We start from the raw sequence: 14,659 nt of genomic DNA on the forward strand, positions 1-14,659 counted from the left end.
ACTTTTTGCATGGAGAAGGTAATCATTTGTTAATATTTGACAGGATAAGCAAAAAAGGTATAATGTTTATACGGGAAAAGATGAATAAAATATCAATGAAAGGAGAAGAAGATGCAAATTTCAAGCCGATTTACAATTGCGACTCATATGATGATTATTATTGCAATGCAGGATACAGACAGCAAGGTAACCAGTGATTTTCTTGCGGCTAGTGTCGGAGTTAATCCAGTCATTATCCGTAAGACTTTGTCGCAACTCAAAAAAGCAGGATTGATTTCAGTTGCGCGTGGGACGGGCGGTACCGAGATTATAAAGGACCTCCAAGATATTAGCCTTTTTGATGTGTATCAGGCTGTCGAATGTCTAGGAAAATCTGGCAAACTCTTTAGTTTCCATGACAATCCCAATCCTAACTGTCCAGTAGGGGCTAATATTCATAAGGTCTTGGATCAGAAATTGCTGGATATCCAAGTAGCTATGGAAAATCAACTTCGTCAGATGAGTCTGGCTCAGGTTGTGGCAGATGCAGAAGCAAGAATAGCAAAATAAGAGGACTAGGCTCCTCTTTTTCTATTGCCATAATTATGGTACAATGTAGACATTAAAGGAGGAGACTATGTACTTTATCACAGGATTTTTTGTCCTACTTTTTCTCGTTTCGTTTTTAAGGGACAATCGTAGTCTCTGGAATCCAGCTCTCTTGCTTTTGTCTCTGCTTTTTTCTTATATGTCTATTGCCAATCTTTTTTACGAAGCTGGGCAGAAAGAAGTGCACATGGTTTTCTTTGCAGGGATTTTTCTCCTGCTGCCTCTTTTAGTTTTTCTAAGTGGTTTTTTCCTTATTTATAATGGATTTGTGTTATTGAAAAAAGAAGGAAAATCCAAGGCAAATTATTTGTCTCTAGGATTAGGCTGCGTGATTCTATTCTTTTTTGTGATCATGGCGATTCGAGTGAGCGATACCAAGGGCTTGTTTTACACCAATCATCTAGTGAATATTATCTTTTTCTTTTTGATTTATTCGTATTTGATTTTTGGTTTTGCCTTTGCAGGATTTCTGCTTTATTCCATTCTGTATCTTTTCATTCCTAAGAAAAAATATTATGATTTTATCATCATTCACGGAGCAGGCTTGTTGAATGGAGAAAAAGTCACTCCCTTACTGAAGAGTCGCATTGACAAGGCAGTAGAAGCTTATCACCAGTCTCTCAATCCCAATGTTAAAATCATCGCAAGTGGTGGTCAAGGTGGGGATGAGAAGATTTCCGAGGCTCAGGCAATTTGTAATTATTTGCTGGAAGAGACGGATGTTCCGAGAGAAGCGATTCTCCTAGAGGAAGACTCAACGACGACCTATGAGAATCTTCTCTTCTCAAAAGAAATGGGAGAGAAGCTGGTGGCCAGTCCACGTTTTCTCTTTGTGACCAATGATTACCATGTTTTTCGTACCAGTACCTATGCTCGCCGTATTGGGATGAAGGGAGATGGTCTTGGTTGCCGTACAGCCGCCTACTATATCCCATCAGCCTTTATTAGAGAATATATTGCTCTATGTGTGAAGATGAGATGGCTTTTTATCGCTTTCTATGTTTTGTTGATTTTAGCTCTGATTTTCTCTTATAGAGGTATTTTATGGTAATCAAAAAATCAGCTCTCCATTTTTGCGGAGAGCTGATTTTTATTCTGCAGCTTGTTGCCAACGTTTTGCTAGCTTATGAGACAAGCTAGAAATAGCAAAGTTAAAGATAAAGTAAATCAAGGCAATCAGGATATACAGACTGAAGACCTGCTCTGGTTCGAAATAGCGTCCCATGAGAATTTGGCTAGCGCCAAAGAGTTCTTGTAGGGCGATAACAGAGTAGAGAAGGCTGGTATCCTTAATTACAGTTACAAACTGAGAAATGATGGCTGGCAGCATTTTACGGATTGCTTGTGGGAGAATGATGTAGTAGAGGATTTGGGCTGAAGTGAATCCTTGCGACATTCCTGCTTCGTACTGGCCCTTGTCCACGGCATTGAGGCCACCTCGGATAATCTCAGCCAAGGCTGCTGAGGTAAAGAGGGTAAAGGCGGTAATGCCAGCTGGTGTCGACTTCATCTTGAAAACCAAAAAGATGGTGAAAATCCAGAGAAGGTTGGGAACGTTACGTACAAACTCGATATAAATGCTGGAGATGATCCGTAAAACAGGATTTTTTCCATTTCTCATAACCGCAAGTACCGTCCCGATCAGGGTAGAGAGGACAATGGCAATCAGAGAAATGTAGAGGGTTAAGCCAAATCCTTTAAAGATAAAGACTAGGTTATCTGGGGTCAAAACTTCTAAAATAGATTCCATAGTAACCTCCTAAAGTGAATAGGCTTTTTTGTTGGCTTGCTCCATCTTGCGACCAAACTGGGCAACAGGGAAGCATAGGGCAAAGTAGAGAAGAGCAGCACCTAAAAAGGCTGGGATATAGTTTCCGTTGAGAGCCGACCAAGACTTAGTCACAAACATCAAGTCTACTCCAGAGATGATAGCTACGGTAGAGGTGTTCTTGATGAGGTTAACGATTTGGTTGGTCAAAGGTGGGAGAATGATACGGAAGGCCTGAGGCAAGATAATCAAGCGCATGGCACTGATATAGGTAAAACCTTGCGACAAGGCGGCCTCCATCTGACCACTAGGAATAGACTGAATCCCTGAACGAATAACCTCCGCAATATAGGCACCGTGATAGAGTCCCACACAAAGTACAGCTGTCCAATAAATGGGAATCATGATGGTATGGTCACTGATAAGAGGCAAACCATAGAAGACGATGACAAACTGCACCAAGAGGGGAGTATTTTGATAAAATTCGACAAAGATACGAGCCAAAACACGCAAGAATGGGCGTTTGCTAGTTGACATGGCCCCAAAGAAGATGCCCAAAACCATGGCGAGGATAAAGGAACCAACCGCTAGGGCAAGGGTAAAGAGGAAACCATTGAAAAATTGTCCAAAATCCTGAAAATAGGCTGTCCAAGATGATAAATCTGTCATGGGATGTCCTCCTTAATCTGCGGTATGGCTAGATGGTTTGAGTTTGTAACGGTCATAGAGTTTCTGCAAACTACCATCCTTGCTCCATTTAGTGACCAAGCTATCAAGATAGTCGTTTAGCTCGGTATTTGATTTTTTGGTGACGATACCGTAGTCAGATGGCTTGAAACTATCATCTAGTAGTTCTGTCCGTTTGCTGATGTAGCCAGAGAGGATAGAGCGGTCCACGGAAAAGGCGTCAATACGGTGAGCGTGAAGGGAAGTAATCAATTCTGGGTAGGAACCAAGTTCGACGAATTTAAAGGTTAGACCTTTCTTTTTACCCAGTTCAGTAATCAAGCGCTGGGTGATGGAGCCTTGGGCAACTCCGATCGTTTTACCGTTTAGGTCCTCAATGCTTTTGATATTGGCGGATTTATTGACCAAAAAACCAGAAGCATCCGTGTAGTAGGGACTGGTGAAATTGTATAATTTTTTACGTTCATCTGTGATGGTGAAGGTTGCGATATCCATGTCGACCTGTTCATTGTCTAGTAGTGGACCGCGGGTTTGAGCGGTAACAGGAACGTAGCGAATCTTGACCTTGAGTTCATCCGCAATCATCTTGGCCAAGTCCGTTTCGATACCAGAATAAGTACCGGTCTTGGGGTCCTTGTAGCCAAAATTGGGAACGTCTTGTTTGACACCGACAACTAGTTCGCCTCTTTTTTGAATGTCTGCGACACTGGTATCAGCCTGGACTGGTTTGGCAGCAGCAAGGCTGAAAAGGCTAATCAATAATGCGGATAAAAAGAATTTCTTTTTCATAGGCGCCTCCTTATTTGACTTTGTCACTTTCGTGGTTGATAATTTTGCTGAGGAATTGTTGGGCACGAGGTTCGCTTGGGTTGTCAAAAAAGTCATCGACATCTGTCGTATCCACCAAAACTTCTCCGTCTGCCATAAAGATGATGCGGTCCGCAACCTCTCGAGCAAAGCCCATTTCGTGGGTAACGATGATCATGTTCATCCCATCATGCGCCAGTTTTTGCATAACGGCTAGAACATCTCCGATAGTCTCAGGATCAAGAGCAGATGTTGGCTCATCAAAGAGGAGGAGTTCCGGATGCATGGCAAGACCACGAGCAATGGCAATCCGCTGTTTTTGTCCACCAGATAGCATGGCCGGATAGGAATCTTTCTTGTCCCACATGTTTACAAATTCCAGATATTTTTGGGCTGTTTTTTCAGCTTCTTTTTTATCAATTCCTAGAACTTTTATGGGTGCGAGTGTTACATTTTCTAACACTGTTTTGTGTGGATAAAGGTTAAAATGTTGAAAAACCATGCCGACTTCCTTACGAAGAGGAACTAAATCTTTCTGGCTAGCACCTGCTACTTGGTGTCCATTGACTAGGAGACTTCCTTTGTCAACAGCCTCTAAACCATTGATCGTACGGATAAGAGTGGACTTCCCAGAACCAGAAGGTCCAAGCAGGACAACAACTTGTCCTTTTTCAAAACGGAGATTGATGTCGCGGAGTGCGTGATAGTCTCCGTAATATTTTTCGACGTTTTTAAATTCTACTAAAGCCATGAGAGATCTCCTTTGTGTTATATTTTATAACATGATTCTACACCGAAAGAATGTTCTTGTCAAATCATATCTGAAAAAAATTCACTAAAATGTTATAAAAAAGCAATCTGAATAGAGAAAATGCCTAAATCATGTTATAATGAAACGATAGAATTCTTAGAAAGAGTGGATGTCTTTTTGATAACTCCTACTTATGAATGGCAGTTTGCCCCGCAGGTTGAAGATGCGGATTTTACAAAGATAGCCAAGAAGGCTGGGCTGGGTCCTGAGGTGGCTCGCTTATTATTTGAAAGAGGGATTCAGGATGAAGAAAGTCTAAAGAAGTTTTTAGAACCTTCTTTAGAGGACTTACATGACCCCTATCTGCTCCATGATATGGACAAGGCAGTGGAACGGATTCGTCAGGCCATTGAAGAAGGGGAAAACATTCTCATCTATGGAGACTACGATGCGGATGGTATGACTTCAGCTTCGATTGTGAAGGAAAGTTTGGAACAGCTTGGTGCTGAGTGCCGTGTTTACCTACCCAATCGTTTTACCGATGGCTATGGTCCCAATGCCAGTGTTTATAAATACTTTATCGAGCAAGAGGGTATTTCCTTGATTGTGACAGTGGATAATGGGGTTGCGGGTCACGAAGCAATTGAACTGGCCCAGTCTATGGGAGTGGATGTCATTGTGACCGACCACCATTCCATGCCGGAAACCCTTCCTGATGCCTATGCGATTGTTCACCCTGAGCATCCAGATGCGGATTATCCCTTCAAATATTTGGCCGGATGCGGAGTGGCTTTCAAGCTAGCTTGCGCTCTTTTAGAAGAAGTGCAAGTGGAATTGCTTGATTTGGTCGCTATCGGTACCATTGCTGATATGGTGAGTTTGACGGATGAGAATCGCATTTTGGTCCAATATGGTCTGGAAATGTTGGGACATACCCAGCGCATTGGACTACAAGAAATGCTAGACATGGTTGGAATTGCTGCTAATGAAGTAACAGAAGAAACGGTTGGTTTCCAGATTGCCCCTCGTTTAAATGCCTTGGGGCGCTTGGATGATCCTAATCCTGCCATTGATTTGCTGACTGGATTTGACGACGAGGAAGCTCATGAGATTGCCCTCATGATTCACCAGAAAAATGAAGAGCGCAAGGAAATCGTTCAGTCAATCTATGAAGAAGCTAAGACCATGGTTGATCCTGAGAAAAAGGTCCAGGTTTTGGCCAAGGAAGGCTGGAATCCTGGCGTTCTGGGTATCGTTGCTGGTCGTTTGTTGGAAGAACTAGGGCAGACAGTCATCGTTCTTAATATAGAAGAAGGTCGCGCCAAGGGTAGTGCTCGTAGTGTGGAAGCGGTCGATATTTTTGAAGCTCTGGATCCCCATCGAGACCTCTTTATCGCCTTTGGCGGCCATGCTGGTGCAGCTGGAATGACGCTGGAAGTTGAGAAACTTTCAGATTTATCTCAGGTTTTAGAAGACTATGTCCGTGAAAAAGGTGCAGATGCTGGTGGCAAGAATAAGTTAAATCTAGATGAAGAGTTGGATTTGGAGACTCTTAGTTTAGAAACGGTTAAAAGCTTTGAACGCTTGGCACCCTTTGGGATGGATAATCAGAAACCTGTCTTTTATATCAAGGATTTTCATGTCGAAAGTGCCCGTACTATGGGAGCAGGCAATGCCCACCTCAAACTAAAAATTTCCAAGGGTGAGGCGAGTTTTGAGGTGGTGGCCTTCGGACAAGGTAGATGGGCGACAGAGTTTGCTCAAACCAAGAATTTAGAATTGGCAGTCACCCTGTCTGTCAACCAATGGAATGGCCAAACTGCCCTCCAGTTGATGATGGTGGATGCACGTGTGGAAGGTGTTCAACTCTTTAACATTCGTGGGAAGAATGCAGTCTTGCCAGAGGGAATTCCAGTCTTGGATTTCTCTGGAGAGGTGCCAGATTTAGCGACTAGTGAAGCGGTTGTTGTGAAAACCATTCCCGAGGATATTACTCTGCTGAAGGCCATTTTTCAGAAACAACATTTCTCTGCTGTCTATTTCAAAAATGACATTGACAAGGCCTACTATCTAACAGGTTATGGGACCAGAGAGCAGTTTGCAAAATTGTACAAGACTATTTACCAGTTCCCAGAGTTTGATATTCGCTACAAGCTTAAGGATTTGGCGACTTATCTCAATATCCAACAAATCTTACTTGTCAAGATGATCCAAGTATTTGAAGAGCTAGGTTTTGTGACGATCAAAGATGGTGTCATGACAGTCAATAAAGAAGCGCCGAAAAGGGAAATTGCTGAAAGTCAGATTTACCAAAATCTCAAACAAACCGTCAAATACCAAGAAATGATGGCGCTGGGTACCGTGCAAGAAATGTATGATTTTTTGATGGAGTTATAGATGGAAAGGGACTGAGATGACCTATCTCGGTCTCTTTTTGACGGATAAATGCTTGATGTGGGAGTGGTTGAGAAGACGGTCTTTTGAGTGATTTACTGATGAAAAGATTGGGGGAATGATTCATTTTTATTCTCTTCTATCACTTTATACGATGTCTGCTTTTAAACCTTATGTAGTAAAAGTATAAATTTTTGTAACATGACTAAAATATAACTCTAAACGAACTGACATGTAAATCAAGTATGATTTTCTTATCAAGAAAATATAAGGGGAATCCAGTTATGAAAAAAACAGTTACGAAACTGACTCTTGGTTTGACTTCTACGGCTATTTTAGCTACAGTTGGTGCTCAAACTGTGCACGCGAACTCTTACGTTGTCCAAGGCGGTGATTCATTTTATGCCATCGCAACTGCAAACGGCATGGATCCGCATGAGTTGGCAGCTTTGAATGGAAAAACCATCTTTGACACTATCCACCCAGGCGATGTATTGGAAGTGAGTGGTTCCGCTCAGGCTAGCTCAACCTACAGTGCTCCAGCTAGCACTGCGAACGTGGTATCAGATACAGAGGATGTTGTCGAAAAGACTCCGACAAACTATGGAAACTCATACCCTGTTGGTCAGTGTACATGGGGTGTGAAAGAATTGGCGCCTTGGGCTAGCAACTGGTGGGGAAATGCCAACACGTGGGCAATCTACGCGAGTGCTCAAGGCTATAAGACAGGAAGTGTTCCAGTAGTAGGAGCAATCGCCGTTTGGGATGGTGGTGAATATGGACACGTTGCTTATGTAACAGATGTTCAAAGTGAAAACTCCATCCAGGTATTGGAAGCAAACTACAGACGTCAAAAGCAGATTGCAAATTACCGTGGCTTCTTTAATCCTCATGAATTTTTAGGTAACGTCACTTATATCTATCCAAACTAAAGATGATAAAAAGATTTAGAATTTCTAAGTCTTTTTTCTTTTTGAAGAAATTTCCTAACGTTATCCTCTATCTTAGTGGCTAATTGCTGAAAATTTTTTAGATTCTGTAGCGAACAGGAAATTTTCGCTTTTGGATGTAGATAAACCATGTCTTTGTAGGAAATAGTTCTCAAGTCGAGAGGTAAAAGCAAGTTTTTTGAACTAAAAGAAAAATTTAGAGTTCGAGAAAGGTATCTGAAATCAAATTGATTCAGAAAGTCCATAATTTTGATGGTACAATCGTTCTATTATCTTAGATGAAGCCTCCAAAAGAGAAGTCAAAGTAAAAGAATTCGATTCACAGTAGTGACTAATCTCTAGTTAAAAACCGATCTTCGTTTTGAAAATAATCAAAAAAATGGTATAATGGTAGGAAAAGATTCGGCTGGAAGTTTTAGAACTTTTAGAATAAGAGGGTAAATTCGCCCTATAATCAAGATAAATGAAGTTTCGGAGGGAAAATGAGTAATATTAGTTTAACAACACTAGGTGGTGTACGAGAAAATGGTAAAAATATGTACATCGCTGAAATCGATGGTTCTATTTTTGTTTTGGATGCGGGGCTTAAATACCCTGAAAATGAACAACTAGGTGTTGATGTCGTCATTCCAAATATGGACTACCTTTTTGAAAATAGCGATCGTATCGCAGGGGTCTTTTTGACCCACGGACATGCAGATGCCATTGGTGCCCTGCCTTATCTTTTGGCAGAGGCTAAGGTGCCTGTATTTGGTTCTGAGTTGACCATTGAGTTGGCCAAACTCTTTGTCAAAGGAAATGATACGGTTAAGAAATTCAATGACTTCCATGTGATTGATGAAGATACGGAGATTGATTTTGGAGGGACTGTGGTTTCCTTCTTCCGTACAACTCACTCTATCCCAGAAAGTTTGGGAATAGTCCTGAAAACAGCTGAAGGTAGCATCGTTTATACAGGGGACTTCAAGTTTGACCAGACAGCTAGCGAATCCTATGCGACGGATTTTGCTCGTTTGGCAGAAATCGGTCGTGATGGTGTCTTGGCGCTCCTCAGTGATTCAGCCAATGCAGACAGCAATATCCAGGTGGCGAGTGAGAGTGAAGTTGGAGACGAAATTACCCAGACCATTGCAGATTGGGAAGGTCGTATCATCGTTGCCGCAGTTGCCAGCAACCTTTCTCGTATCCAGCAGGTTTTTGATGCTGCAGCAGATACAGGTCGCCGAGTTGTTTTGACTGGATTTGATATTGAAAATATCGTCCGCACTGCGATTCGACTCAAAAAATTGTCTCTAGCCAATGAAAGTCTCTTGATTAAACCCAAAGAAATGTCTCGTTTTGACGACCATGAGTTGATTATCCTTGAGACGGGCCGTATGGGTGAGCCGATTAATGGACTTCGCAAGATGTCCATTGGACGCCACCGTTATGTGGAAATCAAAGATGGGGACTTGGTCTATATCGTAACCACTCCATCTATCGCAAAAGAAGCTGTCATGGCGCGTGTTGAAAACATGATCTACCAAGCTGGTGGTGTGGTGAAACTCATTACCCAAAGCTTGCGAGTATCCGGACATGGGAATGCGCGTGATTTGCAGTTAATGATCAATCTTTTGCAACCAAACTACCTCTTCCCTATCCAAGGAGAGTACCGTGAGTTAGATGCGCATGCCAAGGCTGCCATGGCAGTTGGAATGTTGCCAGAACGCATCTTCATCCCTAAAAAGGGAACGACCATGTCTTATGAACATGGAGACTTTGTTCCAGCTGGAGCTGTTTCTGCTGGGGATGTCTTGATTGACGGAAATGCCATCGGGGATGTTGGAAATGTCGTCCTTCGTGACCGTAAGGTCTTGTCAGAGGATGGAATCTTTATCGTGGCGATCACTGTCAACCGTCGTGAGAAGAAAATTGTGGCTAAGGCCCGTGTTCACACGCGTGGATTCGTTTATCTCAAGAAGAGTCGTGACATTCTCCGTGAAAGTTCAGAATTGATTAACCAAACGGTAGAAGAGTATCTTCAAGGTGATGACTTTGATTGGGCAGATCTCAAAGGCAAGGTTCGCGACAATCTGACCAAGTACCTCTTTGATCAAACCAAGCGTCGCCCGGCAATCTTGCCAGTCGTGATGGAAGCAAAATAATAAGCAGCATACCTACAGAAAAAGTCGAAATTCGGCTTTTTCTTATAGAATAGTAAAAGGAGACAACCATGGCAGTTATGAATATTGAGTATTACTCAAAAGTTTTGGATATGGAGTGGGGCGTTACCGTACTCTATCCAGATGCTAGTCGGGTGACTGAACCAGATTGCACGGATATTCCTGTTCTTTATCTTTTGCACGGAATGTCAGGAAACCAAAATAGCTGGCTCAAACGTACCAATGTCGAGCGCTTGTTGCGTGGGACCAATCTCATTGTTATCATGCCCAATACTAGCAATGGCTGGTACACAGATACTCAGTATGGCTATAACTACTATACAGCTCTAGCAGAAGAGTTACCTCAGGTAATGAAACGTTTCTTCCCCAATATGACCAGCAAGCGAGAAAAAACTTTCATAGCAGGCCTATCCATGGGTGGATACGGTTCCTTCAAACTCGCTCTATCGACAAATCGTTTTTCTCATGCGGCTAGTTTTTCTGGTGCACTCAGTTTTCAGGAATTTTCTCCTGAAAGTCAGGATCTGGGGTCACTTGCATACTGGCGAGGAGTTTTTGGAGAGATTAAAGACTGGACAGCTAGTCCTCATTCGCTTGAAAGCATGGCTGCAAAATCCGATAAAAAGACTAAACTATGGGCTTGGTGTGGAGAGCAAGACTATCTCTACTCTGCCAATAATCTCGCAGTGAAAAACCTCAAAAAACTTGGTTTTGAGGTGACCTATAGTCATAGTCTAGGTAAGCACGAGTGGTACTACTGGGAAAAACAATTGGAACGTTTTTTGGCTACTCTACCAATTGACTTTGTCTTGGAAGAACGTTTATCTTAGTTTTAGGTTTCTTTCAGCTTTCTTCAGTAAAATAGAGAATCTATCTTGATCAAGGAAAATGTGATTTCAAGATAGGTTCTTATTTTTATGAAAGGTGGGGCGTCATGTTCTGGATTATTCGATTATTGTTCCGATTTCTTTTGGGAATTTGGCGTTTCTTCTGGCGTCTGGTTTGGACTGTGGTCATTCTACTGCTCATTGCCTTTGGAGTGGTTTGGTATCTGTCTGGTGATTTTCATTCTGCGGTCAATCAGGTTGAAAAAATGAGCAAGATTGGTCAAGGTGGCTGGAATCAATGGAAGGAGACGGGAACGCTGGAAGTCTTGTCTCAGACAGACAGTCACCAACATGCAGAAGGCAAGTGGGCTCAAGCTTCAGCTCGCATCTATATTGAGCCTCAAATGGATGAGACCTTTCAAGGTGCCTATGCAGAAGCCATAAAAAACTGGAATCAAACGGGAGCCTTTACCTTTGAGGTGGTTGCGGATCCTAGTCAGGCAGATATTGTGGCAAGTGAAATGAATGATGGATCGACTGCTGTAGCAGGTCAAGCCGAGAGTCAAACCAATTTGTTAACCAAACAATTTATATCTGTAACGGTTCGCCTGAATCACTATTATCTATCCAATCCAAACTATGGTTATTCTTATGAACGGATCGTGCACACGGCGGAGCACGAGCTGGGGCATGCCATCGGATTGGATCATACCAACGAAACTTCTGTCATGCAGCCAGCAGGTTCTTACTATGGAATTCAGCCTCAGGATGTGAAGGCTGTTCAAGAACTCTATACCAGAAGCGACTAGATGAAGTCGGTGCAATCTGAAATGAAATCAAAGCTCCTCCATCAAGTGATTGGTGGGGCTTTTTGTTCGTCCTGTTACGGCCTTTTTGTTATAATGGAACTATGAATAACTTGATCAAATCAAAACTAGAGCTCTTGCCGACCAGCCCTGGTTGTTACATTCACAAGGATAAAAATGGCACCATTATCTATGTAGGAAAGGCTAAAAATCTGCGTAACCGCGTGCGGTCTTATTTCCGTGGAAGTCATGATACCAAGACGGAGGCTCTGGTGTCTGAAATTGTGGATTTTGAATTTATCGTCACTGAGTCCAATATTGAGGCACTTCTCCTAGAAATCAACCTGATTAAGGAAAATAAGCCCAAGTACAATATTATGCTCAAGGATGATAAGTCCTATCCCTTCATCAAAATCACCAATGAGCGTTATCCTCGCTTGATTATCACCCGTCAGGTCAAAAAGGACGGAGGTCTTTATTTTGGACCTTATCCTGATGTGGGAGCGGCCAATGAAATCAAGCGACTACTGGATCGGATTTTTCCTTTTCGGAAATGTACCAACCCGCCGTCTAAGGTTTGTTTTTACTACCATATCGGCCAATGTATGGCCCACACCATCTGTCAGAAAGATGAGGCTTATTTCAAGTCCATGGCTCAGGAGGTTTCTGATTTCCTAAAAGGACAGGATGACAAAATCATCGATGACCTCAAGGGGAAGATGGCATCCGCAGCTCAAAGTATGGAGTTTGAACGTGCGGCGGAATACCGTGACCTGATTCAGGCGATTGGAACACTTCGGACCAAGCAAAGGGTCATGGCTAAAGATTTGCAAAATCGGGACGTCTTTGGCTACTATGTGGATAAGGGCTGGATGTGTGTTCAGGTTTTCTTTGTCCGTCAGGGAAAACTCATCGAGCGGGATGTCAATCTTTTCCCCTACTACAATGATCCAGATGAGGACTTCTTGACCTACGTGGGACAATTCTATCAAGAAAAATCTCACCTGGTTCCCAATGAAGTATTGATTCCGCAGGATATTGACGAAGAAGCCGTCAAGGCCTTGGTGGATACCAAGATTTTCAAACCCCAACGTGGGGAAAAAAAACAACTGGTCAATCTAGCCATCAAAAATGCCCGTGTTAGTCTGGAGCAGAAGTTCAATCTGCTAGAAAAATCAGTCGAAAAGACCCAAGGAGCTATTGAAAATCTGGGACGCTTGCTCCAAATCCCGACCCCAGTCCGTATCGAGTCCTTTGATAACTCTAATATCATGGGAACCAGTCCTGTTTCAGCTATGGTGGTCTTTGTCAATGGCAAACCGAGTAAAAAAGACTACCGAAAGTACAAGATAAAAACGGTTGTTGGCCCAGATGACTATGCTAGTATGCGAGAGGTTATTCGCAGACGTTATGGCCGAGTTCAACGTGATGGTTTAACCCCGCCAGATTTGATTGTGATTGATGGGGGACAAGGTCAAGTCAATATCGCAAAGCAAGTCATCCAAGAAGAGCTAGGTTTGGATATCCCAATTGCAGGTCTGCAAAAGAATGACAAGCACCAAACCCATGAACTGCTCTTTGGAGATCCACTGGAAGTGGTGGAGTTGTCTCGCAATTCTCAAGAATTCTTTCTCCTCCAACGCATTCAAGATGAGGTACACCGCTTTGCTATCACCTTCCACCGCCAACTGCGCTCAAAAAATTCCTTTTCTTCACAACTGGATGGGATTGACGGTCTGGGACCTAAACGCAAACAGAATCTCATGAAGCATTTTAAATCTCTCACTAAAATCAAGGAAGCTAGTGTGGATGAAATTGTCGAAGTGGGTGTGCCAAGAGCAGTCGCAGAAGATGTGAAAAGAAAGTTGAACCCTCAGGAAGAAGTGGAATTGGCTCAAGTGGCGGAAGAAAGAGTGGACTACCAAACAAAAGGAGATTATGATGAACCATAAAATCGCAATTTTATCAGATATTCATGGAAATGTGACTGCCTTAGAAGCAGTGATTGCAGATGCTAAAGCACAAGGAGTCAGTGAATACTGGCTCATGGGAGACATTTTCCTCCCTGGTCCAGGTGCAAATGACTTGGTCGCTCTGTTAAAGGAACTTTCTATCACTACAAGTGTTCGAGGCAATTGGGATGATTGTGTCCTTGAGGCTTTAGATGGGCAATATGGCTTGGAAGACCCACAGGAAGTCCAGCTCTTGCGTATGACGCAGTATTTGATGGAGCGAATGGATCCTGCAACGATTGACTGGCTACGAAGCTTACCTATGCTAGAAAAGAGAGAAGTTGACGGACTGCGTTTTTCTCTTTCTCATAATTTGCCAAATAAGAACTATGGTGGTGACTTGCTAGTTGAGAATGATACAGAGAAATTTGACCAACTCCTAGATGATGAAGTTGATGTGGCAGTCTATGGTCATGTTCACAAGCAGTTGCTTCGTTATGGCAGTCAAGGGCAACAAATCATCAATCCAGGGTCGATTGGCATGCCCTATTTTAATTGGGAGGCGTTAAAAAATCACCGTGCTCAGTATGCTGTGATAGAAGTAGAATATGGGGAATTAGTAAACATTCTATTCCGAAAAGTTGCTTATGACTATGAAGCAGAGTTAGAATTGGCCAAGTCCAAGGGGCTTCCTTTTATCGAAATGTATGAAGAACTACGCCGAGATGACAACTATCGGGGGCACAATCTAGAACTCTTAGCTAGTTTAATTGAAAAGCATGGGTATGTTGAGGATGTGAAGAAATTTTTGGAGGCTATAAAGTCAGAATATAAGGTAGACTAGTTTCTTAAAACCCCTGAAAATTAGTTGGAACTGGATGAGGAAAAATCTGATTTTAATGATAAGTTTAAATCCAGGACTTCATCCGTGTTCCAATTTCTTTCTATGAAAAATCTCTGCAAGCTC

General features: G+C 42.6%; 13 protein-coding genes. 9 read left to right on the top strand and 4 right to left on the bottom strand.

Features of this window, described 5'->3' with window-relative positions; all coding sequences use genetic code 11:
• Window positions 1-111 precede the first annotated feature (111 nt).
• Window positions 112-549 carry an Rrf2 family transcriptional regulator gene (locus P8P68_RS00070; protein ID WP_001167389.1) on the top strand — a complete coding sequence of 146 codons (438 nt, stop codon included), beginning with the start codon at window positions 112-114 and terminating at the stop codon, window positions 547-549.
• A 67-nt stretch (window positions 550-616) separates the two neighbouring features.
• Window positions 617-1,639 (top strand): YdcF family protein, encoded by a 1,023-nt coding sequence (locus P8P68_RS00075; RefSeq protein WP_000273635.1) that lies wholly within the window; start codon window positions 617-619, stop codon window positions 1,637-1,639.
• Between the two features lie 39 nt (window positions 1,640-1,678).
• On the opposite strand, the gene P8P68_RS00080 is transcribed toward P8P68_RS00075, so the two are convergent.
• The 4 genes from P8P68_RS00080 to P8P68_RS00095 are packed head-to-tail and all read right to left on the bottom strand — an operon-like array spanning window position 1,679 to window position 4,601.
• On the bottom strand, window positions 1,679-2,338 hold the full coding sequence (locus tag P8P68_RS00080; RefSeq protein WP_000443890.1) for an amino acid ABC transporter permease: 660 nt from the start codon (window positions 2,336-2,338) through the stop codon (window positions 1,679-1,681).
• 9 nt (window positions 2,339-2,347) lie between these two features.
• A complete protein-coding gene (locus P8P68_RS00085; protein ID WP_042768514.1) occupies window positions 2,348-3,025 on the bottom strand; it encodes an amino acid ABC transporter permease in 678 nt (225 codons plus the stop codon).
• A 12-nt stretch (window positions 3,026-3,037) separates the two neighbouring features.
• Window positions 3,038-3,832: a transporter substrate-binding domain-containing protein gene (locus tag P8P68_RS00090; RefSeq protein WP_080702771.1), complete on the bottom strand. Its 795-nt coding sequence runs from the start codon at window positions 3,830-3,832 to the stop codon at window positions 3,038-3,040.
• A 10-nt stretch (window positions 3,833-3,842) separates the two neighbouring features.
• Window positions 3,843-4,601, bottom strand: a complete 759-nt coding sequence (locus P8P68_RS00095) for an amino acid ABC transporter ATP-binding protein (protein ID WP_001229587.1) — start codon at window positions 4,599-4,601, stop codon at window positions 3,843-3,845.
• A gap of 177 nt (window positions 4,602-4,778) precedes the next feature.
• Between P8P68_RS00095 and recJ the strand changes: the two genes are divergently transcribed.
• From recJ to P8P68_RS00130, 7 genes are all read left to right on the top strand, one after another.
• Complete coding sequence (gene recJ, locus P8P68_RS00100; RefSeq protein ID WP_278276313.1) at window positions 4,779-6,998, top strand: single-stranded-DNA-specific exonuclease RecJ; 2,220 nt, start codon at window positions 4,779-4,781, stop codon at window positions 6,996-6,998.
• A gap of 281 nt (window positions 6,999-7,279) precedes the next feature.
• A complete protein-coding gene (locus P8P68_RS00105; RefSeq protein ID WP_216733908.1) occupies window positions 7,280-7,927 on the top strand; it encodes a CHAP domain-containing protein in 648 nt (215 codons plus the stop codon).
• Between the two features lie 500 nt (window positions 7,928-8,427).
• Entirely contained in the window at window positions 8,428-10,089 is a 1,662-nt protein-coding gene (locus P8P68_RS00110; RefSeq protein ID WP_000065608.1) for a ribonuclease J, read from the top strand.
• A gap of 68 nt (window positions 10,090-10,157) precedes the next feature.
• Complete coding sequence (locus tag P8P68_RS00115; RefSeq protein ID WP_000290059.1) at window positions 10,158-10,937, top strand: alpha/beta hydrolase family protein; 780 nt, start codon at window positions 10,158-10,160, stop codon at window positions 10,935-10,937.
• 104 nt (window positions 10,938-11,041) lie between these two features.
• Window positions 11,042-11,743, top strand: a complete 702-nt coding sequence (locus tag P8P68_RS00120; protein WP_000498563.1) for a M57 family metalloprotease — start codon at window positions 11,042-11,044, stop codon at window positions 11,741-11,743.
• A gap of 101 nt (window positions 11,744-11,844) precedes the next feature.
• Window positions 11,845-13,692 (top strand): excinuclease ABC subunit UvrC, encoded by a 1,848-nt coding sequence (uvrC, locus tag P8P68_RS00125; protein ID WP_278275951.1) that lies wholly within the window; start codon window positions 11,845-11,847, stop codon window positions 13,690-13,692.
• On the top strand, window positions 13,682-14,536 hold the full coding sequence (locus P8P68_RS00130) for a metallophosphoesterase family protein (RefSeq protein WP_001015771.1): 855 nt from the start codon (window positions 13,682-13,684) through the stop codon (window positions 14,534-14,536). Before uvrC ends, P8P68_RS00130 begins: the two co-directional genes overlap by 11 nt.
• Window positions 14,537-14,659: the final 123 nt, after the last annotated feature.

This window comes from Streptococcus sp. D7B5, assembly GCF_029691405.1.
In the GTDB taxonomy this organism is placed as follows: domain Bacteria; phylum Bacillota; class Bacilli; order Lactobacillales; family Streptococcaceae; genus Streptococcus.

What these genes read in the sequence shown, in the direction of transcription:
- P8P68_RS00070 (WP_001167389.1), top strand. Translation starts at nt 112, where the DNA reads ATGCAAATTTCAAGCCGATTTACAATTGCGACTCATATGATGATTATT.
- P8P68_RS00075 (WP_000273635.1), top strand. Translation starts at nt 617, where the DNA reads ATGTACTTTATCACAGGATTTTTTGTCCTACTTTTTCTCGTTTCGTTT.
- P8P68_RS00080 (WP_000443890.1), bottom strand. Translation starts at nt 2,338, where the DNA reads ATGGAATCTATTTTAGAAGTTTTGACCCCAGATAACCTAGTCTTTATC.
- P8P68_RS00085 (WP_042768514.1), bottom strand. Translation starts at nt 3,025, where the DNA reads ATGACAGATTTATCATCTTGGACAGCCTATTTTCAGGATTTTGGACAA.
- P8P68_RS00090 (WP_080702771.1), bottom strand. Translation starts at nt 3,832, where the DNA reads ATGAAAAAGAAATTCTTTTTATCCGCATTATTGATTAGCCTTTTCAGC.
- P8P68_RS00095 (WP_001229587.1), bottom strand. Translation starts at nt 4,601, where the DNA reads ATGGCTTTAGTAGAATTTAAAAACGTCGAAAAATATTACGGAGACTAT.
- P8P68_RS00105 (WP_216733908.1), top strand. Translation starts at nt 7,280, where the DNA reads ATGAAAAAAACAGTTACGAAACTGACTCTTGGTTTGACTTCTACGGCT.
- P8P68_RS00110 (WP_000065608.1), top strand. Translation starts at nt 8,428, where the DNA reads ATGAGTAATATTAGTTTAACAACACTAGGTGGTGTACGAGAAAATGGT.
- P8P68_RS00115 (WP_000290059.1), top strand. Translation starts at nt 10,158, where the DNA reads ATGGCAGTTATGAATATTGAGTATTACTCAAAAGTTTTGGATATGGAG.
- P8P68_RS00120 (WP_000498563.1), top strand. Translation starts at nt 11,042, where the DNA reads ATGTTCTGGATTATTCGATTATTGTTCCGATTTCTTTTGGGAATTTGG.
- uvrC (WP_278275951.1), top strand. Translation starts at nt 11,845, where the DNA reads ATGAATAACTTGATCAAATCAAAACTAGAGCTCTTGCCGACCAGCCCT.
- P8P68_RS00130 (WP_001015771.1), top strand. Translation starts at nt 13,682, where the DNA reads ATGAACCATAAAATCGCAATTTTATCAGATATTCATGGAAATGTGACT.